Here is a 25,851-nt window from a genome sequence, read left to right as displayed (position 1 = left end):
ATTCCTCCAATATATTATAAATAATTATTTTATCGTTATCAGGCATTTTTGAGAAGATGTCCCATTTTTTCCTTTTTAGTTTCCAGATATTTGGCGTCAAAAGCGTTGGCGGGAATTTCCAAAGGTACTCTTTCAACTATTTCCAAGCCGTATCCTTCAAGTCCTGCTCTTTTTTCAGGATTATTGGTCATCAATCTGATGCTGGTCAATCCGAGATCGGATAAAATCTGGGCTCCAATACCATAATCACGCATATCTGGTTCAAATCCTAATAAAACATTGGCTTCTACAGTGTCCTTACCTTTATCCTGCAAGGCATAAGCGCGTATTTTATTAGCAAGCCCGATACCGCGGCCTTCCTGACGCATATAAAGGACAACACCTTCACCCGCTTTTTCGATGCGGCGTAAGGCCGTTGCCAGTTGGTCACCGCAATCGCAGCGCATTGAACCAAGTACATCACCGGTAAGGCATTCGGAATGAACACGCACCAGAACATTTTTTTTGCCGCGCACATCACCCTTTATGATAGCAATATGGCATTTACCATCAAGCTGGCTTTCATAAGCAATTATTTTAAACATGCCGTATTTACTGGGAAAGTTAGCTTCAGCAGCTTTTTTTATAAAGCATTCGGTGTTTTTGCGATATTTTATTAGTTCGGCTACCGTGATGAAAGATAAATTATTTTCCCTGGCAAATTTGTACAGTTCAGGTGTACGAGCCATATGTCCGTCCGTACTCATTATTTCACAGCATATACCAGCTGGTTTCAAACCGGCAAGTCTGGCAAGATCAACAGTCGCTTCAGTGTGACCGGTACGGCGCATCACACCGCCTTCGACAGCACGCAGTGGGAAAATGTGGCCGGGACGGCGTAAATCGGTTGGTTTGGTATTTGACTCGACCATTTTACGAACAGTTAGTGCTCGTTCAAAAGCCGAGATACCGGTGGTGGTGTCAACGTGATCAACAGTTACGGTGAAAGCTGTTTCGTGGTTATCTGTATTGTTGGCAACCATGGGGGTCAGTTCAAGCTTATCAGCAAGCGCTCCGTCCATAGGCATACAGATAAGTCCCTTGGCATGTGTGGCCATAAAATTCATTATTTCTGGTGTTACTTTTTCTGCCGGGGCAATCAAATCCCCCTCATTTTCCCGATCTTCATCGTCTACGACAAGAACCATTTTACCATTTTTAAAATCGTCTATTGCTTTTTCTATAGGATCAAATTTTATTTCCACAAAGAGCCCTCTTTTCAAGTTATTTTATTATAAAATAGTTTTTTATTGTAAATATTGGGCGTAACAATTTAATAAAAACCATTTTTTTGTAAAAAATCAGTATTTAAGGTAGATATTGCTGGTGTTTTGTCGGTATCTACAGATAATAATTTTTCTATGTATTTGCCTATTATATCTGTTTCAATATTAACTATTGCACCAATTTTTTTTTGCCCGATAGTGCTTACTGCTGCAGTATGAGGAATAAGTGAAACCACAAATTTATGTGCATCAACATCGACTACCGTTAAACTAATACCATCGATAGCAACCGAACCTTTTTTTACGATATAGCGCAGTAGCTGTGGGGTGGCAGACAGGGTGACTATTATGGCATTATCTTCAGATTTTTTCTGTATAATTCTACCAGTGCCGTCGATATGACCGCTCATAATGTGACCGCCTAAACGGGAAGTTATTTGCAAGGCCCGTTCTAAGTTGACAGGACTGCCGGTTTTTAACTCGGATAGTGATGTTTTTCGCACTGATTCCGGCATGACGTCAGCTGAGAAAAAATGAGCGTTACAGTCAGTAACGGTAAGGCAAGTACCATTTACAGCAATACTGTCGCCAATATTGACATCCGTTAAAATTTTTTTGGCATTGATGACAAGCTGCACTGATGCAGTTCCAAAGTGCATTTGCCGGATGCTGCCGATTTCTTCAATTATTCCTGTGAACAATGTGGTGTGCCTCCCTTATTTAAATTACCGCTTATGAGAAAATCACCATCAAGATTTTTTATCACGGGAGATGCGAGTGTGAGAGCGTCAGCAAGATTTTTGATACCGGGTCCCTCAACTGCCGATTTGGCTGATTTGCCACCCACAATTTTAGGAGCGATGAAAAAATAAGCTTTATCGGCAAGTTTTTCTTCTACTATATTGCCTATTAAAGTCGCACCGCCTTCTATCAGGATACTGCAGATTTCTCTTTGTGCCAGTTGCTTAAAAAGATCAGTCAGATTAATTCCGGCAGTCTCAGCAGCATCTGCGATGATAACATCAACATTCTTTTTTGCTTTTAACGCGGCAATTTTAAGCGGTGAAGCCTTTGCGGTTACGACCACCAGCGTTAAGGCTGCATTATCATTTAATACTGCTGCATCCAAAGGGATACGTCCTGTGCTGTCGGCGATTATTCGGATCGGATTTTTACCGCCTGCTGCTAAACGGGTGGTTAATGTGGGATTATCTGCTATAATTGTGTTGATACCGACCATTATAGCATCATTTATATCGCGAAGGTGATGACCATAAGTACGTGATGCTTCATTGGTTATCCATTTTGATTGACCGCTGGCGGTTGCTGTTTTACCGTCAAGACTCATAGCACTTTTAATGGTGATAAAAGGAAACCCTGTTTCTATCCATTTGAAAAATACTTCATTAAGTTTTGCTGCTTCGTTTTCTAAAACTCCGGTCACGACTTCTAAACCGGCATCGCGCATTTTTTTTATGCCACGGCCTGATACTTTAGGATTAGGATCAGTTATTGCTACAACGACGCGCTTAATACCGGCTTTTATCACAGCATCACAGCAAGGCGGTGTCCGCCCAAAGTGAGAACAGGGTTCTAAACTAACATAGAGTGTGGCACCTTGGGAAAGTTCACCGGCAGCTTGCAAGGCATGTATTTCAGCATGTGGGGTCCCGGCTTTTTTATGCCAGCCACAGCCGATAATACGATTATTCTTTACGATGACAGCGCCGACCATCGGATTAGGACTTGTCCGTCCAACAGCATTTTTAGCTAAATTAATTGCTGTTTGCATATATCGCTCGTCATCATTCATTTTAAAACGCCTCCATATATCTATTATACAAAGATTGACATCATTGAGATATTATTCAACCGATTTGACAAATAAAAAAAGCTGCCAAATACACTACGTATTCAACAGCCTGTGTGGCGGAATAAAATATTTTAAAGGAATGAATTTTTGTGATAATTTTATTAAACCCACTTAAAATCACACAATCTTTTTCCATCCAGACTATAACTGTCGGCTTCGGAATTACACCGAATCTGCCAAAGGCTCGCGGGCTTTACCGCCGGTAGGGAATCTCACCCTGCCCCAAAGACTGCTAATCAATTGTCTATTTATATTATACTAAAGTTGTTGAAAAAAGCAATACAATTTTAGTATTGTTTTGATAAGGATTATGGAATCGGTTTTGAATGAGGTTTTTTAGTAAAAAGGTAATAAAAATCAAAATCATCTTTTACTATATGTTCAACAATTATATTTTGGATTATATATCGTCCAGCACTTGTAAAACTTGGTTTTTCAGATTGCAGATTATTTAGTATAGTGGTTATTTCTGTTAATAAATTTTTGTGGATTTTTTTATGTTCAAGATAAAAGGGATAGACATTATGACACAGTATTTCTTCCTCGTGTGCAGCATGAATGATAAGTTTGGATAATATCATTTCAAATAAGCTTAAAAGTACGGTTGTTTTATTTTGAGTGAAACAAGTGTGGATGAATTCGTTAGATAAGTTTATCAGCATATGATGTTCTGCGTCTATGATGCTGTTATGACTTTTAAAGAATGGACCCCATTCGATGCTGATAGGTTTTTTATTAATAAAAATAGGAAGTTTATTGTCACTCACAACTTTATTACGTCCGGTTAGTTTAGCCAGATAGAGCGATTGGTCGAGACGCTTAAAAATACTTTCATTAGTGTCAGCCGGGTAATATTTTGTTAAACCAAAACTGGCGGTGATATTGCCAATATTTTCAAAATAATGAAAAGCAATGGTCAGGCGAAGCTTTTCAGCGATTTTTTTAGCATCAGCAAGATTACTGTCAGCTAGTAAGATGATGAACTCTTCACCACCCCAGCGGCAGATTATATCAGATTTTCTCAAAGTTTTTTTTAATATCAGCCCTAGATTTTTTAGAACATAATCACCACTTAAATGACCATATTCATCATTGACGTTTTTAAAATTGTCAATATCTAGTAAAATGAAAGCTATTGGCTGCATAGTTTGCGAAATTTCCATAAGTTTTTTTTTACAGATTTTTATAAAATACACGCGGCTGTATAATCCTGTCAGAGAATCTTTTTTTAGCTCAGTGGGCAAATCTACATTTTTTTGGACCAAAGCTTTTTTTAATGAATATTGGTTTAGACAAAAAATCATTTTTGCCATAAATGATTTAAAATCAATTGGTTTGAAAATAAAATCATCAGTGCCGACACTTAGATAATACGGCATTATGCTATTATTATGGGGAGTAATTAGAATAATGGCAGACTGTTGATTTTGTTCACGGATATGAGAGATAATATTTTCATCAGTGTAATCCAGCATTATCAAATCAATTAAAAAAAGATCATAGATGAAATGTGATGAATTATCTAGAAAATCAGTCGAATTTTGATAATAATTTACATTTTTTGCTTCAAGCATAGAAAAAAAACTTTTGAGAAATTTTAGGGAAAAATAATCATCATCAATAACAGCAATTCTAATTGTCTTTATTAACGTAACGTAGTTATGTTCAGTTTTTATCGCCTGCAGATACTGAATAAATCGAAATTCATTAAAATCATCTTTTTGAAAATAAGCTATTATTCCTGAATCGAAACAGAGGTTTCTTATTGGAATGCTATTTTGTTTGGTTATTATAATAATTGGAGGATAAACCAAACTGGTAGTTAAAAAATTTTTTATTAAATCAGTATTTAGTATTTCTTTGATATTTTCATCGATAATCAGCAAATTAAAATTTTTTTCACAGATTTTTTGGCATAATTGTTCGCAGCAAATGGCTCGTTCATATAAGAAACCTTGTTGTTGGGCAATCGCTGCAATTTTTTTTGCAAAATTATCATCAATTTCCAAATGAAGTGAGAACATTTTATCACCCCGGTTTAACTTACAATATGTGTAAATATAATCAGTACATAAATAATATTTGTTAGCATATTACTATAAGGAAAAGTATAATTCTAATAAATATTAAAATATTATGAAAATATTATGAAAATAGCTATTAATAAAATATGTCTGTTATTGCAACAAGTATTAAAGAACCGGTGGGGAAAAACATTGATTATAGCTAAATATGTACGATACGGATAATTTTTTGATTGTCTAATATATAATAAATGAGATGGTGCTGCGAGCCAATGCGGCGTGAATAATAACCTGATAAATCACCCAAAAGACGTTCATATGATGCAGAGTCAGCAAATGGATCATTTCGCAGATTATCGATTATGGTTTGGATTTCTTTGTTGGATTTTTTTAGTTTATTGAATGCGGCAGAAATTTTTTTATAGCACTGTATTTTATACAATTTACCATTCCACCTCATTTTCATTAAAAAAATCTTTGTCGGAAGCCTTTTTGGCTTCCATCAAGTCTTTTTTTATATCCGGTGTGGAAAGAAGATATAATGTTTCCATCAAATCTTTGTAGTCCTTGGCACTCATTACCACGACAGCACCATTTTTTGTTTCGAGTGTGGTAATTTTATTATGTCTGGCTATTTGTTCAATAATATTTTTAATATTCGTTTTATCATTCATAACCGTGTCACCTCTTATATTTATTTTAACGCACTAATATGCATACGTAAATGAAAATTGACAATAATATATATAGAAAAACATATATTGGAAAATGTGAAAAACCGTCGAGAAATATATAAATGTGCAATATAAAGTCAATAGTCTGGAAAGTATTAGTTTTCATTACATAATAAGCGTTTTTCTGTAATAAAAACCATAAGATCAGAAAGTTAGTTTTTATTGCGCAGACTTTCATTGATAGATATACCGTTGCTGTCTTTCCAATACAGCCAGCCGTTATTAGATCCGCCTAAGATGAAGTCGGCTGCAGCACTTGGGGTTTTGAAAGTAAAATCTTGTGAAAACAAATACTTGCCATCCTTGTTGATGAGAATTTCTTGTTCCAAATATTCATCACGTTTTTCTCTTAAGGCTTCGTTGCTGGGTTTTTTATCAAAACGTACCTGGCTGTCAGCATAAACGGTTATACTGTTATTTTTATTTAGATGGCCACGGGCAATGATTCCCTTTGCCTTTAAAAATATATCACGTTTTTGTTCATTGATACCCAAAGTATAGGTCGTTTTCACATATGGAAAAATCGTTATGATTTCATTTGTTATTTTTTGGGTCCGTTTATTGATATCTGTGGGGCGCCAGTTTTTTTTATTTAAAATATCTTCGTTTAACCGGAGATGTTTTGTACTTTTTAGGATTTCTTTTTTTGCTTCAAAATCCTTATTACCCATTTTGCTGTTATCTGTTATTGCCGCCAGAGTCAAATTACCTAAACGATTGGCTATATCGATATATTCGTCATCGTCCAAGCCGGATACCTCTTTCCAATAGACATTCGGGGTTTGCGGCATTATGTGTTCGATATTCAGCATTTCTAAATCGACTGATACTGGGTTATTATGCGTTTCGATTTTGTCTAGTATCCAACGGATATTTGCCAAAGAATAGGCATTAGCTGTCAGAAGATAATCACGCAGCTGTTTATCATCCGGCATAAAAGAAGCTTTGCCTTTATTTATATTTATGAGATAATATATACAAATATCCACTATTTTATCATAATGCCCATCTTTAGCCAGTTGATTTTGTACATTTTTTAAAAATCCCGGGAAAAATCGTGAAATGGCGCTGGTATCCTGTCCATTTATATAGCGTCTTACCAGGTAAGTATTTATGATTTTCAGTACAGCTATAGTTTGTTCTTTACTAATGCAGTTTTTCTGGTAATAATCTAATAAACACATGGTAAATGGTGCGGGCATGAGACTTTGCAGTTTACGATAGTCCTTTAGTACATCCCCTAACTCGTCAATAGTATTTTTTATGTATAAACGTTGAAAATATTTGGCATAATTAAGCATTTCTGTCAGGATGGCATTAAAGTCCGATGAACTTAGTCTTTCATTCCAATAATTTTTAAATTCTTCATATAAATCCCGTTCAGTGACAAGAATATAACTTTTACTGGCAAGATAAAGCCGGATAAATTCAGCAAGTTTTCTTGACTGTGGGAAAATATGTTCCAGTTTTAACCAGTATTTGTTGTAAATAGTTTCTTGTATGTCATTAGTTTTGTTCATCATGATGTAGTTGCGGATTAAATCAGCTGCAGTTAATTTTTCACCGGTTGAATTTATGCTTTCAAATATCTGCTGGGCATCATCAGTTTCATCGAGCTCGATTCGAACAATATACAATTCGCGCAGTGCATTTATCACACGCATGGATGAATATTTATTTACTAAATCGATCAGACGATTATAAATATATTTGTAGTTGTCCATGACGATTGATGAACCTTCATATTCATCCATTGTCCCTTCGGTGATATGTGAATAGGCATCATCGTCAGAAACTGCCGGTTGAAGACGATATTTGTATTTATCTTGGTTGGCATTTTCTAAATAATTGGTTACCAATATTTGGGAAAGCTCTGTTTCGCCTTTTTCTTCAGTAATGTTTTTTAGGGCATAGGCGATTAAAAACATTGTAATAAGGCGTTGCTGTCCATCGACAACAACTCTTTCTCGCACAATAAAGTCTGTATTGGTAATGACGTATACGATAGTACCAATAAAATGACGTTTGGTTTCACCCTTTAATATTCGTTCTATGTCAAATAATAATTGTTTGACCTGTTTGTTCTTTTTCCAGGTATAATTCCTTTGATATACCGGAATCACATATTGTGAGCCATAAGCCTCTTTTATAAATTTCTCAAATAGACTCATTGGACTTGCTTCCATAATTTAATCTCCTAACTTAAAATAGCGTATATAATTACATAATAAATTATATATTGATCATTGTTGAAAATCTGTAATAGATTAAAAGTTCGTTGCAGATGGTAAATTTCCTGCCTTTTAAGCTGATTATCAGTATATAATTGATTAATTATAATTTGATCGGCTTTAGTTTGTGATTAAAAAAAACATATCTGAAAGTAAAAAATTAATTGTTGTAATTTTCTAAAAGGGGGCAATGTGAATAAAATGATAACAAATCAAACAAAAGTTATAAAACAAAGATATAATCGTACAGCTCGTTTTTATAATTTTATGGATAAAATGATTTCAAAGCGACTGCGCAGACAGATCGTGGAATTGGCAAGCGGTAATGTTTTGGAAATCGGTGTAGGGACAGGGAAAAATTTGTCATATTATAAAAATTGTGTAGTGACCGGCATAGACTTTAGTTCTGGTATGCTGGCAAAAGCCAAAAAAGTGGTTAGACAAAGACAGATGCCGATAAAACTGTTGGAAATGGATGCGCAAAATATGATGTTTCCAGACAATAGCTTTGATACAGTGTTGGCAACCTGTGTGTTTTGTTCAGTGCCAAATCCTGTTAAGGGGCTTGAAGAAGCACGACGTGTATGTAAATCGGATGGCAGAATAATTCTTTTGGAGCATGTGCGAAGTGAAAATCCTTTTTTGGGCAGACTGATGGATATTTTGAATCCACTGTCATTGCATTTGATCGGGTCAAATATTAATAGGAAAACAGTTGAAAATGTTGAAAAGGCAAATATTAAGATATTACAGGTAAAAAATGTAAAAGGAAATTTAGTAAAATTGATAATCGGCAGGCCTTAAAATTCTGTTGACGGCCTGTTTTTAACTGAAAAAATATTTTATAGAAAGCCGGATAATATAAAAATTCAATTATGAATAAAAAAATTTTGAATATTCGCAAGGATTTAGACGAATAGAGTAGAATTATCTCACATAAAACTAAATCATAAAGGGGTGGAACAAGATGGAGAGCTTTAATAATCTCAAGGTAAGTCGGAAACTTTATTTATTGATTGGTATTTTTAGTTTAGTATATTGTAACATCTAAAAATTGCATATAAACGTTTGTAGTGGTATGCTATACCTATAATAAGAAAGGTGGGTATACCATGCCATCAGTCAAATACTCAATTGAACTTAGCGATTCAGATAGAAATATGCTGCATGATTTGGTTACCAAAGGTAATACAACAGCAAAAGCTATATTGAGAGCTAATATTCTACTTGCTTCAGATAAGAATAACAAACGACACATGACTGTAGCAGAAATAGCTGTTGCATTCAGCACATCGGCAACCACCGTACAAAAAGTAAGAACTTCATATGCCAATAACGGATTAACCGCTACAATTCAACGAAAAAAGCGTATAACTCCTCCGGTCGCTCCAAAAGTTACTGGTGATGTTGAGGCTCATATTGTTGCGCTTGCTTGCGGCAATCCACCAAAAGGTTATCGCAAATGGTCGGTACGTCTTATCGCCGAGCGATGTGTGGAATTGAACTATGTGGAATCTATATCACATATGACAATTTCACGTGTTCTAAAAAAAACGAATTTAAACCGCACTTGAAAAGATGCTGGTGTATACCACCAGAACAAAATGCTGCTTTTGTCGCAGCGATGGAAGATGTTCTCGCTGTATATAGCAGGCCATACAATGCAAATATGCCTGTAATTTGTATGGACGAAAAACCTGTGCAATTTTTTGCTTCTGCTCGAAAGAGCATCCGTTCCAGGGATGGACGGATTGAGTATGAGGATAATGAGTATATACGAAATGGTACAGCAGCAATATTTATGTTTACAGAGCCACTTGGCGGTTGGCGTTATGCTAATGCCAAGGAACATCGTACAAGAAAAGACTGGGCAAAACAGATTGAATGGTTGCTAACTAAGCAATATCCTCATGCGCAAAAGGTGGTTATTGTCATGGACAATCTCAATACGCACACAATAGCTTCACTGTATCAAACATTTGAGCCCAAGTATGCATTTGAACTTGCGAATAGGTTAGAAATTCACTTTACACCAAAGCATGGCAGTTGGCTGGATATTGCTGAGATTGAATTATCTGCACTTGGAAGACAATGTATCGGTTCGCAGCGAATTCCTGATATCAAAACACTTCAAGCACTTCTGGTTCCATGGTGCAAGAATCGAAATTATAAACAACGTGGTGTTGACTGGCAATTTACATTAGAAGACGCAAGGGTGAAACTTAAACATTTATACCCTGTCATCAACATTTAGATGTTACACTGTATTAGGTATTGTTATAGTAGGAATAATAAGTTATTTGAATTTACAGGACAGCAGGCAGAAAATTAATAAACTATATAATGAGGATGTTAAAATATCTGATATAGTTTATGAGAATCGCCTGGCCTTGAGAAAGGCTCAGGCAGACATTTATCGATTGATGGTAACAAATGATGGTAATGAAAATAAAATGCTGCGTGATGATATAGATAAGCAAAGAAAAGCTTTTACGGATAATCTCGCTGTTTATGAAAATATGAATCTGGATCAGCAGGATCGGTCTGATCTTAATGAACTTAAACAATTGGTGCAAAAATATAGTGATAGTACGGCTAATGTAATAGATCTGGCTATGCAAAATAAAAATGAAGAGGCATATGTTTTATTTCAAAAGGAATCTGATTCCGTATTTACCCAAATGTTTGATAAATTAATTGCAATTTCGGATAAAGCTAACGAAAGTGCTGATAAAGCTAATCAATCGGCCATAGAAATGGTTCAGCGTGCTGTAATAAAAGCATTGGTAATTACAGTAATTGCAGTTGTCGTGGGCATACTTCTTGGAATAATGATAGTCAGACAAATTGACAATCGTTTAAATGATTCAATTAAATTTTTGGGAAAAATTGCAGAAGGTGATTTTTCTAATGATGTAAGTGAGAAACATTTGGCAGATCATAGCGAATTTGGAGATCTGTCTAAATCTATTAATATAATGAATAAGAATATTCGTACTTTGATTCGGCATTTGACAAACACATCGGAACAAGTGGCGGCATCATCGGAACAATTAACGGCAAGTGCAGAACAGTCGGCCAGTGCATCACAACAGATCGCGATGTCGATTACTAAAGTAGCCCAAGGAACGGGCAAAGAATTGGAAATGGCTACAACGACTGAACATATAATTGAAGAAATGGCTAAAGGAATACAACAGGTTACAGAAAGTACCGTTGGTGTGGCACGCAAATCGGAGGCAACAGCTAATTCAGCGACTGAAGGCGGAAAGGTTATTGAAAATACTGTGGCACAGATGGTAAAAATAGAAGAAAAAACAGAAAATACGTTTAATGTCGTAGATGAATTAGAAAAAAAATCTAAAGATATAGACAGTATGGTAATGCTGATATCGAGTATTGCGGATCAGACAAATCTTTTAGCTTTAAATGCTGCTATTGAAGCAGCCAGGGCTGGGGAACATGGCAAAGGTTTTGCAGTAGTAGCTGAAGAAGTAAGAAAACTTTCCGAACAATCAACGGCTGCTTCTAAAGATGTTCAGACATTGATTCATGATGTGCAAGTAAGAACACAAACGGCGGTTACATTTATGAAGGAAAGTCGGCATGAAGTTGAAAATGGCAAGGATTTGGTTGATACCGCTGGACAAACATTTACGGAATTTGTTGAAATGATAAAAAAGATTTCTGAAGAAATCACTACAATTTCTGCAACGGCAGAACAGTTGACGGCAGGTACTCAAGACGTAGTAAATACTGCCATGGACATAAAAGTACAAAGTCAAAAAACATCGGAAGAAACTCAGACTATTTCAGCCGCTACGGAAGAACAATCGGCTTCAATGGAAGAAATAGCCTCAGCTAGTACGCATTTAGCTAAAATGGCCGCTGGACTGCAAAATGCTATTCAAAAATTTAGGATATAAAAACTTACTTAAATGATATCAGAACTTTTGCAAATAATTAAGTATCATATAACTTATAAAATATTGATATGCTATATTGAGATATCAGTCAGGATAATGTACTGTGCATAATAAAGTTTTGCAGTAAGTGATCATGGCAGAAAAATTATTATTTCTGATGGATTATATTGCCACCTGAGAGAAATTATTTCTCAAAAACTGCATTTTAAACGTTTTAGTGAATTTAAGATCGTGCGTTGGGAGGGTATGGAAACCATGTCCCGTTTACTACATCGATCAATCAAAAATCAAATAAGGAATTTGTTTATATTCAGTTTGCTGATAACAATGTGTATAATAAGTGTAATTATTTTTTATTATTGGAAAATATCAATAGACGGGGCTATGCAGTATGCACAAGAGGAGACGGCTCAGGCTGTTTTGCAAGGGATAAAAAATTTTGTCGATGTACCACTTAAGTTAAATGAGAATAACAGATATTTTTTGGAAAAAGGGCTGTTGGACATAAATAATGAAAAAAATATAATGGGCCCCTTGTCAAGACCACTTCGTAAATTTTTAAGCGTGTCATCAAACAAAGTAAGTCTACGCAGCAAAACTGCCGAAGTAGAAATCATTTGGGACCTTATAACCTAAGGCTTGGTGGGGGCGTAGGGATTGTCAAGTAAAGTGTGTAAATGATTTTAAGTTGAAGCCTGATATTTTTGTACCATGGTGCCGATCCGTTCGTCAATAACCAGCTGATTCATCACCATGGCCCAATTGCGAATGGAGTGACCGCGCCATTTTTGGTAAAGTTCCTTAATCCGTAAATAAAACACTTTAAAAATAGCTGTTTCATTGCTGAAAGCGCCCTGTTTCGTAACCTTGCGGAAGCTCGAGTTAACGCTTTCTATGGCATTGGTCGTGTACATAACCCGACGCACATCACTACCATAGTTAAAAAGCTGTTCCACGTGCCGAAAATTATCCTTCCACACGCGGATGGCACCAGGATATTTGCTCCACGCGTCACAGAACTGTTCAAATGCAGCTTGTGCTCCTTTCAGGTTGATGGCACCATAGATTTTCCTTAGCTGCGCTGTAAAGGCTTTGTAATCCTTACTGGGTACGTATTTCAGAGAGTTGCGGATGAGGTGTACAATGCAGCGCTGCACCACAACATTTTTGAAGATCGCTTTAGCGCCATCTTCAAGACCACTTACACCGTCCATAGAAATAAAGCCTATGTCCTGAACACCCCGGGATTTTATTTCATCGAACACCTGCATCCAGCGATGCTTGCTTTCTGTATCGCCCGTCCATAAGCCCAGTACATCTTTCCCGCCGTTTAGATCATACCCCAGAATAACGTAGACAGCCTGGTCAGAAACGCCCTGCTCCGTACGCATAGAAACGTATATGCAATCCACAAAGATAAAGGGATAAAAAGCTTTCAGCGGTCGATTCTGCCACTCATTCAATTCATCTAAGACACAATCTGTGATGTTGGAAATTTGTCCAGCTGATAGCTTGAATCCATAGATGTCGTCGATCGTCGATGAAATGTCACGCTGGCTCATGCCACGAGCATACATAGCAAGCACCTTGCCCTCAATCGAGGAAACATCGGTCTGCCGCTTCTGCACAACCTGCGGCTCAAAAGAACCGTCACGATCACGAGGGACATTAATCGGGACTTCACCTGCGGATGTTTTGAGAGTTTTATGGTTGTAGCCGTTGCGGCGATTGGCGGTTTCCTTTTCACCACGTTCATTGTTGTCATAGCCGAGATGATTTTCCATTTCACCATGCAGCATGGCCTCGAACATAGGCCCAAAAACATCTTTAAGCGCATTTTGCATATCTTCGACGTTTTTTGGCTTATATTCACTGATAATCGCTTTAGCCAGGGATTCGCCACGTGTGGGTTGTTTCTTTGACATAAATTTATTACCTCCGCATGTGTTTGACTTCCCCAACTGGGGTGTATATCTAAACTGTTTCTTTCCTATTTACACAGTTTATTATACACTCCCGGGGCGTATGTTGTTATAGTCATCTACATACGTGTTAATCAGCTGACGCAACTCTCTTGGTGAATGGTATTCGTTGGGATAGAGCTGTTCTGTCTTGAGACTACGAAACCATCGCTCAATCATGATGTTGTCAGCCCAGCGGCTTCTACCATCCATGCTTTGTCGGATATTAAGACTGTGAAGCAATGCCTTATAGTCATCGCTGGTAAACTGACTTCCTTGATCTGAATTGATAATGGCGGGAATTCCACACTTTTTTACGGTTTCCTTTACTGTATAAATGACAGAAGTCGCATCTAATGTGTCAGAGAGATAGTGTCCAACCAGCCGTCGGCTATACCAGTCAATGATTGCTGTCAGGTACATATGACCATGCGGCATTGGAATATAGGTGATATCGATAGACCAGACCTGATTAGGATATGATGCCGTATAATCGCGTAGCAGATATGGCACGATAGCCTCCTTGAAATTTCTTTTGGATAGATTGGACTTAGGATAAACGGCATAGATCCCCATTTTCAGCATTAACCGGCGCACAGTCTTACGACATACGGGAAAGCCGTCTTCCAGCAGCTTGATGATAATTTTACGAGATCCAAGATAAGGACATCTGGTATGCCAATGGTCGATACGCGCCATTAAAGACTCTTCGAATTCAACAGCTGTTGCATCCGGCAGGATGGCATTGTAATACAGGCCGGAGCGATTCAGCCTCAACAGCTCGCACTGACGACGTATGGAGAGCTCATTATCCCTTTGAATCATATTCTGGGATTTGTGGGATGGCTTCTCCAGCTTGGCAAAAGCAGTCCTGAAGAAAGTCGCGTTCCAGCGTCAACTGACCGATGGTCTTAAGCATCTGGTCGTTCTTTTTCTTCAGGTCATCCTCCTTTCTCTGAACGGCCTTACGTTCAGAATCTATACCAAAGGCGAGATGGGCATTTTTTAGAAAATCCTGCTTCCATTTTCGGACCATGCTCGGATTCAAGTCGTTCTCAGAACAGATAACATTGAATTCCTTATCGCCTTGAAGAATCGACAAAACCATCTTTGTTTTGAACTCAGCAGTGTACTTTTTTCTTGGCATGATAACAACCTCCTATTTTGTTACCTATACTATATCATGTGCTCTTAAAATTTTCAGTACTGGTCTGAATCCTTGGGTCCATTATATAGCTTTGGGGCAACATCTGGTGAATATTATGGAGTGCGAAAAAATGTAGATAATCAGCTTGAATTTATGAAAAGCAATAGACAGACAAATGGCAGTTCTGTTTATTATTTGCTGGATGATAATTTTGAGTTAGGAAATGTAACACAACGATTAGGTAAATTTGATCCGCGTACGCGTGACTGGTACGTTGCCGCAGAAAAAGAACGATATCCTGTTTTTTCAGATATATATCAGCATTTTGTTATGAAAGATCTGGCCATATCGGCATCTTACCCTATTTTTGATGAAGACAAAAAATTTATGGGTGTTTTAGGGACGCATATAACGCTCAATAAACTCAATGATGAACTGAAAGACATAGTAAAAAACCGTCGGGCAGAAGTTTATATATTTGAAGAAAAATCAGGAAAAATTGTAGCTAATACAGAAAATGTGGCTAATTTTACAATTGATAAATTTGGTGATTTTCATAGAGTAGGTATAGAAAATGTAAATGATGGCATAATAAGAAATGCGTATTATATTTATGAAAATTATAAAAGGAATAGTACAAAGGAAGTTAAAAATGGAGAAAATTTTTATATAAGAATGACTGAATATCGAAATCATGGTATAAAGTGGCTCATTGTGATTGCCGTACAGGAAAATTATTATGTAACCGCTATTAAAAAAAGTATTTGGATATCAATAGCATTGTCCACAATAATATTATTGATTTCAATATATATGTCGGCTAAGAAGATAGACCAATATTTACTGCCGATTTATGATCTTATTGGAATTACAAAAAAATTTTCTGCGGGTAATTTTAAAGCAAAAGCTGAAACTTCTCAAAAAAATGAAATCGGAATTTTGGGTGCAGCGTTTAATAATATGGCGGAACATTTGGCTATACTGATTAATAATCTGGAACAAAAAGTGCAGGAGCGGACTAATGAGCTGGAGAAAAAAAATCAGATATTATCGCAAACAAAGGAAGAATTGGAACACTCTTTACAGATAGATTTTTTGACGGGTTTGTATAATAGACGTTTCCTGATAGAAAAAATGGAAGAAATCATAAAAAAATGCGATGAGAAAAATAAAACACTTTCCATTATAATGATGGACATTGATTTTTTTAAAAAAATCAATGATAAATACGGACATGATTGTGGAGATTTTGTATTGCAGGAGGTGGCAAAGTGTTTTCAGGAATGTATAAGAGAATATGGGTATATTTCTCGCTGGGGAGGAGAAGAATTTCTCATCTTATTGCCATCATTCGATAAAAAAAGAGCTTTTGGTATAGCCGAAAAACTCAGACATAATATTGAAAATCATAATTTTCTATGTGGAGAAATTGCTATAAAAGTAACTTTGACTTTAGGAATCGCAGTCTATGACGGGAAAATGACATTGGATTCACTAATTAAATTTGCTGATATTGCTGTTTACAAGGGTAAAAAAAATGGCCGTAATCAAACTCAGCTGTATGAAAATGACCAATAGTTTGCAAAATGGCACTATTGATGAAAATAAATTCTTAGTTGGTATGCTCCTTTAACTGTTTGGCCTGCAGCAAAAGCTCTTCAATCTTTGGGGTGCAGCGGCGGCCGTGGCAGGGACCTGAGCCGGCACCGGTTGCTTTCTTTACTTTTTCTACGGTATCGGCACCGGCAGCAATAGCTTTTTTCATTGCAGCGCGATTAATTACTTTGCAAAGACAGACTCTGGTCATTTTATCGAGAACTTTTTGTTTCAATATGTTATCGTCCATAAAAAATCTCCTTTGGAGAAACTTGTCGGTATGAATAAATTTTTAAATATTGACATTATGTATTAATATGCAGACTTTGGCTAAAATAAAATTATAAGTATTTTGGTTTATTTTATAGTAACTGAGAATCATTAGTCAAGTTTTATTGTTGGGATAGGTCACTTGATAATGATTCATGGATATGTTACACTTTGCTTAAGAAAATTTAAGGCACTGAATTTCAGTAATAAGTCCTAGTCAATTATTTTGGCTGGGGCTTATTTTATTTGTAAGCCTTGAGTATTTATTAATAAAAATAATATAGGGGAGATATGTGTAATTATGACTGTAACCAATGGTATTTTAGATTTTGTTAATAAGCGGGAGATCCAGGACTTAGTAAGCAGATATATATTGGCATTAGATGAAAAATGTTTTAATAATAAAATATTTGAAACAATTTTTGCAGCTCAGGCCGGTGTAAAATTACCCTCGATTGATAGTGTTTGCGGTGATATCGATACAATAATGAATTTGCATAGGACTTTATTATCACAATTTGAATCTACACACCATATGAGCAGTGATTTACTAGTTGTTTTTATAACAAGTAAAGAAGCAACTGTCAGATGTAATTTGTCTGTAATTCATCGATATAATAAAGTCGGTAAAGAAAAAAACGGAGAAGAATTTTTAATTGTCCGGGATGTTTTGGAGGGGAAGGTCAGACAAATAGGTAATAAATGGTATTTTTTCGATGTATGTATAAAAGTTATATATAGACAGTGATGAGATCAATCACAAAAGTGGTATAATTTTTATGTGACAAATAGATATTTCAAATACTTTTTGTAAATTGATTATATTGAGATTTTCAAGGGGAAATGGGATAGTAATGATAAAATGCCTCAATTTTTGAAATTTACGGGGATGGGAGGATATCGTCCGGATGTGGCATTATGATTTCATACACCTTCGATCTCAATATAAAATAAAATATTGAAAAAATTGCTGTTTATGACTGCCAGCTCACGAATGGCTTAGATGTATTTGATCTGCATCAGATTATTACTGGCACTAGGATGATAACCTGAACGGTTATGTGGCAGAAATTTATTTTAGTTAGATAATTTTAGAATATAAATGATTCAGGTGATGGCATTAATGCGTATCTTTCATAAATATATAATTTTTTTTGTCGGTATTATACTAGGGATTTTCATAGCAATAAATATAATAGGAATAGCCATTGGTAATATGTTATATCTTATGCTTAATAAGCAGCGGCTGGATAATTTAGTACCGGCATTGGCTGACTATTCCCAAAATGTCGCTCAAATAAAAGAATATGAGAATGAAAAAAAATGGAAACGGATTACTATAAATGCCGATGATGGTTCCAAGATGACTGGAACATATATTAAAAATAGCTCATCGGTTAATAAAGCTGTTATTATTTTGCATGGATTGTATCAAAATAGATCAATGTCGATAAATTATGTACCGCTTTATCAAAAATTGGGATTTAATATTCTATTGGTAGATTTACGTGGGCACGGAGAAAGTCAGGGGCAAATGACTTGGGGCAAAAGTGAGACTGCTGATATTGATGAATGGATAGCATATCTCAAGAATCAGGAAAGCAATAGTATTATAGGAATACACGGCATATCATTGGGAGCCGCGTATGCCGTGCTGCACAGCGGGGCATATGCAACGACAAAAGCTGATTTTTATGTAGAGGACAGTGCGTATGCTGATTTGGCTAGTACATATCAAGAAAAACTGCAGTCATTTTTACAGTTGAACGATAACGACGCTTTTGTTGTTAAAATATTGAGCTTTTATTGTCAGGTATCTATGTATTGGCATACTGGTGAAACGATGGCGGATCTGTCTCCGTTGAAGGCCATACATAATGATAAAAAACCGATGTTGTTTTTGCATGGCGGGGCTGATATGCTGGTACCGGCAGCTTCTATGCAAAAACTATATGATGCCTGTCCGGCATATAAAGAATTATATGTTTTTCCGGATGCACAACACGCTGTTTCTATCGCCAGTAATCCTGGTGAATATTATAATGCATTAAAAAAATTTCTGAATGATATTGATATCATTCAGAAATCAGAGTGTAGACAATAACCCCAAATTCCTCCCCAATATGGTAAAATTATATTGGGGAGGAATTTTTTATGTATGAAAAGAAAAATAGACAATCACAAAAACAAATACAATTTGTAGCACTGGACGATTTAGTTCCCAAAGATCACATACTTCGTGCTATAGATGAAGCAATAGATTTTAGTTTTATTTATGATGAAGTGGAAGGAATGTACTCAACTTCACAAAAAGGCAATTTAGGAGTAGATCCTGTATCCTTATTTAAAATAGTATTTATTCAATATTTGTTTGGAATAAGAAGCATGCGTCAAACAATAAGAGAAATAGATGTTAATGTTGCATACCGCTGGTTTATAGGCTACGGATTAATGGAGTCAGTCCCCCATTTTACAACGTTTGGTAAAAATTACAAACGAAGATTTGAAGGTACAGATATATTTGAACGAGTGTTTTATAGGATTTTAGATGAAGCACAAAAAGCAGGTTTCGTAGATACCAGTGCAATTTTTATAGATGGAACTCACATAAAGGCCAATGCTAACCGTAATAAAAAAGAACGTGTAAAAGTTGATCAAACAATAAAAAATTACCAGCAAGAATTGGAAAAAGAAATAGATGCTGATCGAAAAAAGCATGGTAAAAAACCTACAAAAAAAGGGCCTAAGCCACCATCAGGGAAAAGCATCTGCAAAAGTAAGACAGATCCAGAAAGTGGATTATTTGTAAAAGGAGAACATGAACGTTGCTTTGCCTATGTAGCTAATACAGCTTGTGATAAAAATAATTTCATATTGGATTTTGTTGTTGGAGCCGGCAATATCCATGACAGTCAAATGTTTCATGGCGTATATAAAAAACTAGATAAATACAATGACACAAATGAAGTAGTTGCGCTAGATGCCGGCTATAAAACCCCTGCTATTATGAGAGAGATTATAAAAAATGGAAAAATACCATCAGTTCCTTATAAACGACCAATGACTAAGCAGGGATTTTTTCGTAAGTACGAGTATGTATATGATGAATATTATGACTGTATGATTTGTCCAGCAAACCAAGTTTTAAAGTACTCAACCACCAATAAAGAAGGCTACCGTGAATACAAAAGTGATGCTAAAACATGTAAAAACTGTTCACTTTTAAGTCAGTGTACTAATAGTAAAAATTGTGTAAAAGTCATAACCTCGCATGTATGGTCAAAATATATGGAGCTTGCAGAAGAATACCGGTATGTTCCTAAATACAGGGATATTTATAAATTAAGAAGCCAAACAATAGAGCGCGTTTTTGCTGATGCAAAAGAAAAACATGCAATGCGTTATACAAGAATGAGCGGCCTAGAAAAAATTAAACTACAGGTAACGCTCACTTTCGCATGCATGAATTTAAAGAAGCTGGCAATGTGGAAGAAAAAGAAGAGGAAACTACCACCAGCAGTTTCCTCTTCTTTGACATTTTTAATGAAAAAATTCATTTTAAGATTAAATTTTGTGGATAAATATGATGAAAGCACCTGCTGTGGATAAATGCAGGTGCTTTCGTCTTTAGCCTGATTTCTGAATGATATTGATATCATTCAGAAATAAAATTAACTTTCAGTTGTACCCGTATCTGTTGAAGATTTGCTGCTGGCAGCTTTTGAATCTGATGTATCTGATTTATTGGTAGAATCTGCAGTTGACGGGGTGTTAAGAGGAGTAGCTTTGGAGAAATGCTGTTGAATTATGTTTTGGATTTTGGCATTTTGTCCGTATGTCAATACACTGTAAAGGCCTGAATCAGAAGCACCATCATCAGATAGGTAATTTGCCAGAGAATTATTCTGCATCTGCAATGAAGATATGTATTGATCCATAGCCTGCGTTGCCGAAGAAGCGTTGGTGGTGGAAGAATCTGTATTGGTGTTTGTGCTTGAAGCTGTTTTGGTATTTTTGTCGGCAGCCTCTGACGATGACGAAGTGGCGCTGTTTGAAAGTAGATTTGACAATATACCGTTAGATAAATTATTGATAATAGACATAAAGAAACCTCCTTTTAAAATTAGAACATTAACATTTTATACTATATATATTATCGTCAATTTAAAATATAAATTAAGTAAATTTTGAGATATTCGTAGTTATAATGTAAAATTAAAATGATAAATTGATTTTTGGGAAATTATTATTGGTTTTTATATAAATAAATATGGAGGTGACAACATGATTCTTTGTATTGCAGAAACTTCATACAAAGCAGGCACAGCGGCGATTGTATGAAGTGACAGAAGTCGCTGAGGCCAGTTTTGCTGTATTTTAGCAGAAATTAGAGCAAAGAAGGCAAAATATATGAATTATAAAATTATTGATATGGATAAATATTATCGACGTGATGTATTTAGGCATTTTTCGCAAGACTGCAAGTGTTCTATTTCAATGACCAGTCGTTTAGATGTGACAAAATTAGAAAACTATTCGCGTAGTACAGGAACAAAGTTTTATATTAATTTCCTTTATATGTTGGCGAAAGCTTTAAATTCAAGGGAAGATTATCGTATGGGATACCTTTGGCAGACACAGCAGATTATTGTATATGACAAGATTAATCCAGCACAATATGTTTTTCATGAGGATGTAGAAAGCTGTACACCGGTCTATACGGAGTATCATAATAATTATGACCGTTTTTATAGCGAGTGCGAAAAAGACATAGTAAAGGCAAAACAATCACAAAAATACGCACTGGATATGGGAAATCATCCAAATTGGTTCGATGCTTCATATATTTCATGGTTGTCCTATGATTCACTGCATGTTGAATTACCGGATGGTTATCTTTATTTTATGCCAATTGTAAACTGGGGACGCTATCACAAAGAAAATGGACGTTTGATAATGCCGGTGAGTGTGCGCTTGAACCACGCAGCAGCTGACGGTTACCTATTGGCGAAGGTATTTTTACTGCTGCAAGAAAAAATTGTGGAATTTACCCGGGAATAAAATTATGTAAAGTCAATCATTGCCCAAACATAGCAAAAAGAGAAAACCCGCTATAAATAAATGCAGGTTTTTTCTTATAGACTTTCAATATATATTGTATTCTTGATTGTGCAGCATCAGCAAAGAATAATCCTTTTATCCATCCGCAACCAATAGTTGCGGAAATGCAAAGCAGTATATATAGTGCAATCGTGCAAAGTTGGTTAAAATTTAAGCGATTTGAATTTTATAAAGAGGAGCTTAAAGTATGAATATTGAATTAGCTAATAGATTTGTTGCATTACGTAAGGAAAAAGGATACTCCCAAGAGGCATTGGCCGAAAAAATGGGTGTAAGTCGTCAGGCAATCAGTAAATGGGAATGCGGTGAAGCATCACCGGATACTGACAATCTTATATTGCTGGCTAAAATATATGATGTATCACTTGATTTTTTGAGCCTATGAAAAAATCTCTGTAAACAAACTTCCACTCGAAGTCATAAGGTCTTCTATGATACAATCTAATCATAATCATAGGAGACCTTTTTTATCATGGCAAAGTGGAAAAAGAGATTCACTCAGAACATTCCAACAGCGAGAATACCCGCAATGGTTATAAAACCAAGCAATGAACAGCAGCTATGGTAATTTTCAGATTGATGTTCCTCTTCTTGCGGTAGGTACAGTGTTTGTGATAAAACTATTGCACCAGAAGGGCTGACGAGTCCTCAACTGTCATTTAACTTTACAATGCGTAAATAATTGCAAGGAGAATAAACATGAGAATAATAGAAATTAAAGAAAGAACGATATTGCTTATAGACCAACTAACAGAAGTATGGGAAAAATCCGTTCGAACAACACATCTCTTTTTATCAGATAGCGAAATAGAAGACATTAAAAAATATGTCCCACAAGCACTAAATGGTATCGCTCATTTGATCGTTACAGAGAAGGATAACAAATGTCCTATTGCTTTTATGGGGGTGGAAGAACAAAAACTTGAAATGCTGTTTATCACACCCGAAGAAAGAGGGAATGGTTTAGGGAAAAAGTTAATTCAACACGGGATTGACAATTACTCAATCAACGAATTAGCTGTTAATGAACAAAATCCCCTTGCAAAAGGTTTTTATGAACATATGGGCTTTCAAGTCTGTAAAAGAACAGAACACGATGAACAGGGAAAGCCGTATCCGCTTTTATATATGATGTTAAACTAACAATTAAAGTTTTTAGAATTATTAAAAAAATATCAGCTTTGTTTTTGATTACTTATCTTGCGGTTCTAACACAGCTTTAACAGTTCCTTTAATTATATATTTGGATCGTTCATCGCAGTCATAAAGCATACGAATGAGATATTATAATGATTTCAACCAGATAGTACCGTCAATGGTACCATTTGAATCAAGTGACAGAACAACTACATGAGACTTCGAGCTGCAAAAGTAGTATCTCGTGATCAGACAAGAAACACACAATTATCGCTTAAAATATTAAGACGATAGAAAGCTTTGCTGACGGAGAGGAACTGCAGGTGCAGCATCTTAAACCACAGATTATCAGGTAGGCAATGCAACCGGCAGTATATTGGTGACAGTGTAATGAATGGCATGTTCTATTTCCAGCAGGGAATGCTCTGGCTAGGAGCAGAACTGGGGATAGCTGACGGGGCAGAGGGAGTAGAAACTACCAAATATAACTTAACATGGTACTAGAAATATAAAAACCTTGATAGATGCTTACAAATTTATTTTTCAAGTTACAAAATTAATTACTTGTAATCATGATTGCCGAGTGATAAAATCTAATTATAAATTACAAAAATCATTTTTTGTAATTTATAATTAGATTTTATTACATTAAACCAGGGGGGAAAATATGGATTTAATAAAGGTAAATCAAGAAAAGTGTATTAAGTGTGGAATTTGTGCTGAAGTTTGTCCAACTGGCACTATAGGTTTGGATGAAAATGGTCCAAAGGCCATAGAACCATTTTGCATTGCCTGTGGTCACTGCGTTGCGATTTGTCCCACGGCAGCACTCGACAATGCAAAAGCTCCTTTAGTTAATCAAATATCACTAAAAAAAGTACCAGTTTTGGACGAAGATATGGCAGCTATATTTCTTCGGAGTAGACGGTCCGTTAGAGAGTTTAAAAGAAAGGTCGTTGCGCGGGAATCGATTCAGCAACTTTTAAACATAGCAAGATTTGCTCCGACAAGTTCGAATTCTCAAGGAGTCTCTTACCTTGTAATTGATGATTCTCAAACATTGAGTAGTATTACAGCGGTTATAGTTGATTATTGGGAAGAAGAAGCACTAAAACAGCCGCCTTGGTCTGAAACACCTTATGCAGCGCATTTGAAAGCACACATAGCCAACTATCGTAAAACAGGTAGAGATGTTATATTACGGGATGCTCCCTGCCTGATCATACCAATCGTTGATAAAAATTTGACAGTCGGTAAAGATAACACATACTATTCGCTGGCTTACGCAGAATTATATGCGCCTTCTATTGGTCTTGGAACTTGCATTACCGGATTCTTTGACGGATGCGCTGCTTCTGGATATAAACCATTACTAGAAATTTTAAAGTTGCCGGAAAATATGCAGGTTACAGGCGGTCTCATGGCGGGATATCCGAAATATACTTATCAGCGATTGGTTGATAGGAATCCATTGCAAGTCATCTGGAGATAATATTTTTGTACTATTGGTATGAAAAGTACAAACACAGGTGATAATAGCCAAATGAATTATGAAAACTATGATAGAAAAATTTGATAATATTGAAAATATATCGAAAATTGGAATGTCTGAAGCCGTAGATGACTTAATATGGTTATGACACAAATAGACAGTTATGAAATTAGCAAAATATAACTTGATAAAGGAGAAATAATTTTATGAAAGCACTTATCACAGGCGCAAATAAAGGCATTGGCTTTGCTATTGCAAAAATTCTCGGAAAATCAGGCATTGAAATTTTGGTTGGCGCACGCAGCGAAAACCGTGGACAAGAAGCAGTTAAAAAGTTATCAGTACAAGGTATTACAGCTAGTTTTGTCAAAATTGATTTGAACAATTTTGATACGATTCACAATGCTGCAAAAGAAATTGATCAGCTCGATTTGCTTGTCAATAATGCAGGAATTCCTGACAGCCACAAAGCTGACCGTCCCGATCTTGATCAGAAAAAAGCAACGTTTGACTATACGACCGACGACCTCCGTGAGACAATGAAAGTTAATTTTTTCGGGACGTATGAGATGATTAGAAGTTTCCTGCCAAAACTTGCTGAAAATGGAAAAATCGTAAACATCACAATCCCGATTCAACCCAATAATTTTTGGCATCCGCTCGCTTATCAAACCAGTAAAGCCGCGCAAAATGTGATGGCGATGACTTACGCACTTGAGTTCAAAAATACAGGTAGCAGCAAACAGATCTTTGGTGTGATGCCTGGTGGTGTAGCAACGGATCTCAACGGACATGCCGCTGGTGCACTTGGTGCGCTTAATGGTTTTATCAAATCGGCTGAAGAAGCGGGTGAGCTCATTGCAAAACTCGCTCTTGACACGGAAAACCACAATGGTCAGATGATTCAATTTGATGGAAAAATCGTTACCGATTATGAAGTGCAACTACACTGATAACTGATCAGATCTAGATATATCTTTAAAAATTTGTAGAAGAAAATTCTAATATAATTCAAACTAAATGATGAATTACGCTCCAACTCTAGCAGGAAAAATCGTCAATATGAACTGCATC

Annotated in this window: 26 protein-coding genes and 1 riboswitch; of the genes, 14 read left to right on the top strand and 12 right to left on the bottom strand. The window is 36.0% G+C overall.

From position 1 onward, the window contains the following. Window positions 1–38: 38 nt before the first annotated feature. The 7 genes from F8M42_RS13280 to F8M42_RS13250 all read right to left on the bottom strand — a co-directional run bounded on the left by F8M42_RS13280 (window position 39) and on the right by F8M42_RS13250 (window position 8,082). Window positions 39–1,187, bottom strand: coding sequence for a bifunctional 3,4-dihydroxy-2-butanone-4-phosphate synthase/GTP cyclohydrolase II (locus F8M42_RS13280; protein ID WP_229711572.1), 1,149 nt, complete (start codon window positions 1,185–1,187; stop codon window positions 39–41). Window positions 1,188–1,312: 125 nt separating this feature from the next. Continuing rightward, the gene (gene ribE, locus F8M42_RS13275; RefSeq protein WP_182187325.1) at window positions 1,313–1,966 is read right to left on the bottom strand and encodes a riboflavin synthase; all 654 of its coding nucleotides are present in this window, start codon (window positions 1,964–1,966) and stop codon (window positions 1,313–1,315) included. After that, complete coding sequence (gene ribD / locus F8M42_RS13270) at window positions 1,951–3,078, bottom strand: bifunctional diaminohydroxyphosphoribosylaminopyrimidine deaminase/5-amino-6-(5-phosphoribosylamino)uracil reductase RibD (protein WP_182187323.1); 1,128 nt, start codon at window positions 3,076–3,078, stop codon at window positions 1,951–1,953. Before ribD ends, ribE begins: the two co-directional genes overlap by 16 nt. A gap of 180 nt (window positions 3,079–3,258) precedes the next feature. Then, a riboswitch (FMN riboswitch) is annotated at window positions 3,259–3,372 on the bottom strand. 74 nt (window positions 3,373–3,446) lie between these two features. Then, window positions 3,447–5,162 carry a diguanylate cyclase gene (locus F8M42_RS13265; protein WP_182187321.1) on the bottom strand — a complete coding sequence of 572 codons (1,716 nt, stop codon included), beginning with the start codon at window positions 5,160–5,162 and terminating at the stop codon, window positions 3,447–3,449. A gap of 202 nt (window positions 5,163–5,364) precedes the next feature. Next, the gene (locus tag F8M42_RS13260; protein ID WP_182187319.1) at window positions 5,365–5,604 is read right to left on the bottom strand and encodes a Txe/YoeB family addiction module toxin; all 240 of its coding nucleotides are present in this window, start codon (window positions 5,602–5,604) and stop codon (window positions 5,365–5,367) included. A 1-nt stretch (window position 5,605) separates the two neighbouring features. After that, complete coding sequence (locus F8M42_RS13255; RefSeq protein WP_182187317.1) at window positions 5,606–5,836, bottom strand: type II toxin-antitoxin system Phd/YefM family antitoxin; 231 nt, start codon at window positions 5,834–5,836, stop codon at window positions 5,606–5,608. Window positions 5,837–6,048: 212 nt separating this feature from the next. Continuing rightward, the gene (locus F8M42_RS13250) at window positions 6,049–8,082 is read right to left on the bottom strand and encodes a DUF4357 domain-containing protein (protein WP_182187315.1); all 2,034 of its coding nucleotides are present in this window, start codon (window positions 8,080–8,082) and stop codon (window positions 6,049–6,051) included. Window positions 8,083–8,328: 246 nt separating this feature from the next. Between F8M42_RS13250 and F8M42_RS13245 the strand changes: the two genes are divergently transcribed. The 5 genes from F8M42_RS13245 (at window position 8,329) to F8M42_RS13230 (ending at window position 12,689) form a co-directional block, all read left to right on the top strand. Then, window positions 8,329–8,931 carry a class I SAM-dependent methyltransferase gene (locus tag F8M42_RS13245; protein ID WP_229711365.1) on the top strand — a complete coding sequence of 201 codons (603 nt, stop codon included), beginning with the start codon at window positions 8,329–8,331 and terminating at the stop codon, window positions 8,929–8,931. 308 nt (window positions 8,932–9,239) lie between these two features. Then, entirely contained in the window at window positions 9,240–9,701 is a 462-nt protein-coding gene (locus F8M42_RS13705; RefSeq protein ID WP_196595289.1) for a helix-turn-helix domain-containing protein, read from the top strand. Beyond that, the gene (locus F8M42_RS13700; RefSeq protein WP_196595288.1) at window positions 9,698–10,381 is read left to right on the top strand and encodes an IS630 family transposase; all 684 of its coding nucleotides are present in this window, start codon (window positions 9,698–9,700) and stop codon (window positions 10,379–10,381) included. Before F8M42_RS13705 ends, F8M42_RS13700 begins: the two co-directional genes overlap by 4 nt. Window positions 10,382–10,427: 46 nt before the next feature. After that, a complete protein-coding gene (locus F8M42_RS13235) occupies window positions 10,428–12,053 on the top strand; it encodes a methyl-accepting chemotaxis protein (protein WP_182187313.1) in 1,626 nt (541 codons plus the stop codon). Between the two features lie 246 nt (window positions 12,054–12,299). After that, window positions 12,300–12,689, top strand: a complete 390-nt coding sequence (locus F8M42_RS13230) for a hypothetical protein (RefSeq protein ID WP_182187311.1) — start codon at window positions 12,300–12,302, stop codon at window positions 12,687–12,689. A 47-nt stretch (window positions 12,690–12,736) separates the two neighbouring features. Here F8M42_RS13230 and F8M42_RS13225 read toward each other — a convergent pair whose 3' ends face one another. The 3 genes from F8M42_RS13225 to F8M42_RS13215 form a co-directional block, all read right to left on the bottom strand. Then, on the bottom strand, window positions 12,737–13,978 hold the full coding sequence (locus F8M42_RS13225) for an IS256 family transposase (RefSeq protein ID WP_182185656.1): 1,242 nt from the start codon (window positions 13,976–13,978) through the stop codon (window positions 12,737–12,739). An 81-nt stretch (window positions 13,979–14,059) separates the two neighbouring features. Then, window positions 14,060–14,839, bottom strand: a complete 780-nt coding sequence (locus F8M42_RS13220) for an IS3 family transposase (RefSeq protein WP_182187309.1) — start codon at window positions 14,837–14,839, stop codon at window positions 14,060–14,062. Then, window positions 14,823–15,161, bottom strand: coding sequence for a transposase (locus F8M42_RS13215; RefSeq protein WP_182185465.1), 339 nt, complete (start codon window positions 15,159–15,161; stop codon window positions 14,823–14,825). The genes F8M42_RS13220 and F8M42_RS13215 overlap by 17 nt, the downstream gene beginning before the upstream one ends. A 120-nt stretch (window positions 15,162–15,281) precedes the next feature. On the opposite strand from F8M42_RS13215, the gene F8M42_RS13210 reads away from it, so the two are divergent. Continuing rightward, the gene (locus tag F8M42_RS13210) at window positions 15,282–16,739 is read left to right on the top strand and encodes a sensor domain-containing diguanylate cyclase (protein ID WP_182187307.1); all 1,458 of its coding nucleotides are present in this window, start codon (window positions 15,282–15,284) and stop codon (window positions 16,737–16,739) included. A 34-nt stretch (window positions 16,740–16,773) separates the two neighbouring features. Here the strand turns inward: F8M42_RS13210 and F8M42_RS13205 are convergent, their stop codons facing one another. Then, window positions 16,774–17,007 carry a (2Fe-2S)-binding protein gene (locus F8M42_RS13205; protein ID WP_182187299.1) on the bottom strand — a complete coding sequence of 78 codons (234 nt, stop codon included), beginning with the start codon at window positions 17,005–17,007 and terminating at the stop codon, window positions 16,774–16,776. Window positions 17,008–17,328: 321 nt separating this feature from the next. Here F8M42_RS13205 and F8M42_RS13200 point away from each other — a divergent pair, with 321 nt between their 5' ends. The 3 genes from F8M42_RS13200 to F8M42_RS13190 all read left to right on the top strand — a co-directional run bounded on the left by F8M42_RS13200 (window position 17,329) and on the right by F8M42_RS13190 (window position 20,636). After that, on the top strand, window positions 17,329–17,775 hold the full coding sequence (locus tag F8M42_RS13200) for a nuclear transport factor 2 family protein (RefSeq protein ID WP_182187279.1): 447 nt from the start codon (window positions 17,329–17,331) through the stop codon (window positions 17,773–17,775). 375 nt (window positions 17,776–18,150) lie between these two features. After that, window positions 18,151–19,131 (top strand): alpha/beta hydrolase, encoded by a 981-nt coding sequence (locus F8M42_RS13195; protein WP_182187278.1) that lies wholly within the window; start codon window positions 18,151–18,153, stop codon window positions 19,129–19,131. Between the two features lie 50 nt (window positions 19,132–19,181). Further along, on the top strand, window positions 19,182–20,636 hold the full coding sequence (locus tag F8M42_RS13190) for an IS1182 family transposase (RefSeq protein WP_182187276.1): 1,455 nt from the start codon (window positions 19,182–19,184) through the stop codon (window positions 20,634–20,636). Between the two features lie 62 nt (window positions 20,637–20,698). On the opposite strand, the gene F8M42_RS13185 is transcribed toward F8M42_RS13190, so the two are convergent. Then, window positions 20,699–21,130: a hypothetical protein gene (locus tag F8M42_RS13185; protein ID WP_182187274.1), complete on the bottom strand. Its 432-nt coding sequence runs from the start codon at window positions 21,128–21,130 to the stop codon at window positions 20,699–20,701. Between the two features lie 307 nt (window positions 21,131–21,437). On the opposite strand from F8M42_RS13185, the gene F8M42_RS13180 reads away from it, so the two are divergent. The 5 genes from F8M42_RS13180 (at window position 21,438) to F8M42_RS13160 (ending at window position 25,730) form a co-directional block, all read left to right on the top strand. After that, window positions 21,438–22,088 (top strand): CatA-like O-acetyltransferase, family 3, encoded by a 651-nt coding sequence (locus F8M42_RS13180; protein WP_182187272.1) that lies wholly within the window; start codon window positions 21,438–21,440, stop codon window positions 22,086–22,088. Between the two features lie 247 nt (window positions 22,089–22,335). After that, on the top strand, window positions 22,336–22,533 hold the full coding sequence (locus tag F8M42_RS13175) for a helix-turn-helix domain-containing protein (protein WP_182187270.1): 198 nt from the start codon (window positions 22,336–22,338) through the stop codon (window positions 22,531–22,533). 314 nt (window positions 22,534–22,847) lie between these two features. Next, window positions 22,848–23,291 (top strand): GNAT family N-acetyltransferase, encoded by a 444-nt coding sequence (locus F8M42_RS13170; RefSeq protein WP_182187268.1) that lies wholly within the window; start codon window positions 22,848–22,850, stop codon window positions 23,289–23,291. Between the two features lie 661 nt (window positions 23,292–23,952). Further along, window positions 23,953–24,777 carry a nitroreductase family protein gene (locus tag F8M42_RS13165; protein WP_182187266.1) on the top strand — a complete coding sequence of 275 codons (825 nt, stop codon included), beginning with the start codon at window positions 23,953–23,955 and terminating at the stop codon, window positions 24,775–24,777. Between the two features lie 206 nt (window positions 24,778–24,983). Then, window positions 24,984–25,730 (top strand): SDR family NAD(P)-dependent oxidoreductase, encoded by a 747-nt coding sequence (locus tag F8M42_RS13160; protein WP_182187264.1) that lies wholly within the window; start codon window positions 24,984–24,986, stop codon window positions 25,728–25,730. Window positions 25,731–25,851 lie beyond the last annotated feature (121 nt).

Source organism: Pectinatus frisingensis (assembly GCF_014076555.1).
Classification (GTDB): domain Bacteria; phylum Bacillota; class Negativicutes; order Selenomonadales; family Selenomonadaceae; genus Pectinatus; species Pectinatus frisingensis.
The sequence above is the reverse complement of the archived record's forward strand: the minus strand, read 5'-3'. Positions and strand labels throughout refer to the sequence as shown.

What these genes read in the sequence shown, in the direction of transcription:
- F8M42_RS13280 (WP_229711572.1), bottom strand. Translation starts at nt 1,187, where the DNA reads ATGGTTCTTGTCGTAGACGATGAAGATCGGGAAAATGAGGGGGATTTG.
- ribD (WP_182187323.1), bottom strand. Translation starts at nt 3,078, where the DNA reads ATGAATGATGACGAGCGATATATGCAAACAGCAATTAATTTAGCTAAA.
- F8M42_RS13265 (WP_182187321.1), bottom strand. Translation starts at nt 5,162, where the DNA reads ATGTTCTCACTTCATTTGGAAATTGATGATAATTTTGCAAAAAAAATT.
- F8M42_RS13255 (WP_182187317.1), bottom strand. Translation starts at nt 5,836, where the DNA reads ATGAATGATAAAACGAATATTAAAAATATTATTGAACAAATAGCCAGA.
- F8M42_RS13250 (WP_182187315.1), bottom strand. Translation starts at nt 8,082, where the DNA reads ATGGAAGCAAGTCCAATGAGTCTATTTGAGAAATTTATAAAAGAGGCT.
- F8M42_RS13245 (WP_229711365.1), top strand. Translation starts at nt 8,329, where the DNA reads ATGATAACAAATCAAACAAAAGTTATAAAACAAAGATATAATCGTACA.
- F8M42_RS13705 (WP_196595289.1), top strand. Translation starts at nt 9,240, where the DNA reads ATGCCATCAGTCAAATACTCAATTGAACTTAGCGATTCAGATAGAAAT.
- F8M42_RS13230 (WP_182187311.1), top strand. Translation starts at nt 12,300, where the DNA reads ATGGAAACCATGTCCCGTTTACTACATCGATCAATCAAAAATCAAATA.
- F8M42_RS13225 (WP_182185656.1), bottom strand. Translation starts at nt 13,978, where the DNA reads ATGTCAAAGAAACAACCCACACGTGGCGAATCCCTGGCTAAAGCGATT.
- F8M42_RS13220 (WP_182187309.1), bottom strand. Translation starts at nt 14,839, where the DNA reads ATGATTCAAAGGGATAATGAGCTCTCCATACGTCGTCAGTGCGAGCTG.
- F8M42_RS13215 (WP_182185465.1), bottom strand. Translation starts at nt 15,161, where the DNA reads ATGCCAAGAAAAAAGTACACTGCTGAGTTCAAAACAAAGATGGTTTTG.
- F8M42_RS13205 (WP_182187299.1), bottom strand. Translation starts at nt 17,007, where the DNA reads ATGGACGATAACATATTGAAACAAAAAGTTCTCGATAAAATGACCAGA.
- F8M42_RS13200 (WP_182187279.1), top strand. Translation starts at nt 17,329, where the DNA reads ATGACTGTAACCAATGGTATTTTAGATTTTGTTAATAAGCGGGAGATC.
- F8M42_RS13195 (WP_182187278.1), top strand. Translation starts at nt 18,151, where the DNA reads ATGCGTATCTTTCATAAATATATAATTTTTTTTGTCGGTATTATACTA.
- F8M42_RS13190 (WP_182187276.1), top strand. Translation starts at nt 19,182, where the DNA reads ATGTATGAAAAGAAAAATAGACAATCACAAAAACAAATACAATTTGTA.
- F8M42_RS13185 (WP_182187274.1), bottom strand. Translation starts at nt 21,130, where the DNA reads ATGTCTATTATCAATAATTTATCTAACGGTATATTGTCAAATCTACTT.
- F8M42_RS13180 (WP_182187272.1), top strand. Translation starts at nt 21,438, where the DNA reads ATGAATTATAAAATTATTGATATGGATAAATATTATCGACGTGATGTA.
- F8M42_RS13175 (WP_182187270.1), top strand. Translation starts at nt 22,336, where the DNA reads ATGAATATTGAATTAGCTAATAGATTTGTTGCATTACGTAAGGAAAAA.
- F8M42_RS13170 (WP_182187268.1), top strand. Translation starts at nt 22,848, where the DNA reads ATGAGAATAATAGAAATTAAAGAAAGAACGATATTGCTTATAGACCAA.
- F8M42_RS13165 (WP_182187266.1), top strand. Translation starts at nt 23,953, where the DNA reads ATGGATTTAATAAAGGTAAATCAAGAAAAGTGTATTAAGTGTGGAATT.
- F8M42_RS13160 (WP_182187264.1), top strand. Translation starts at nt 24,984, where the DNA reads ATGAAAGCACTTATCACAGGCGCAAATAAAGGCATTGGCTTTGCTATT.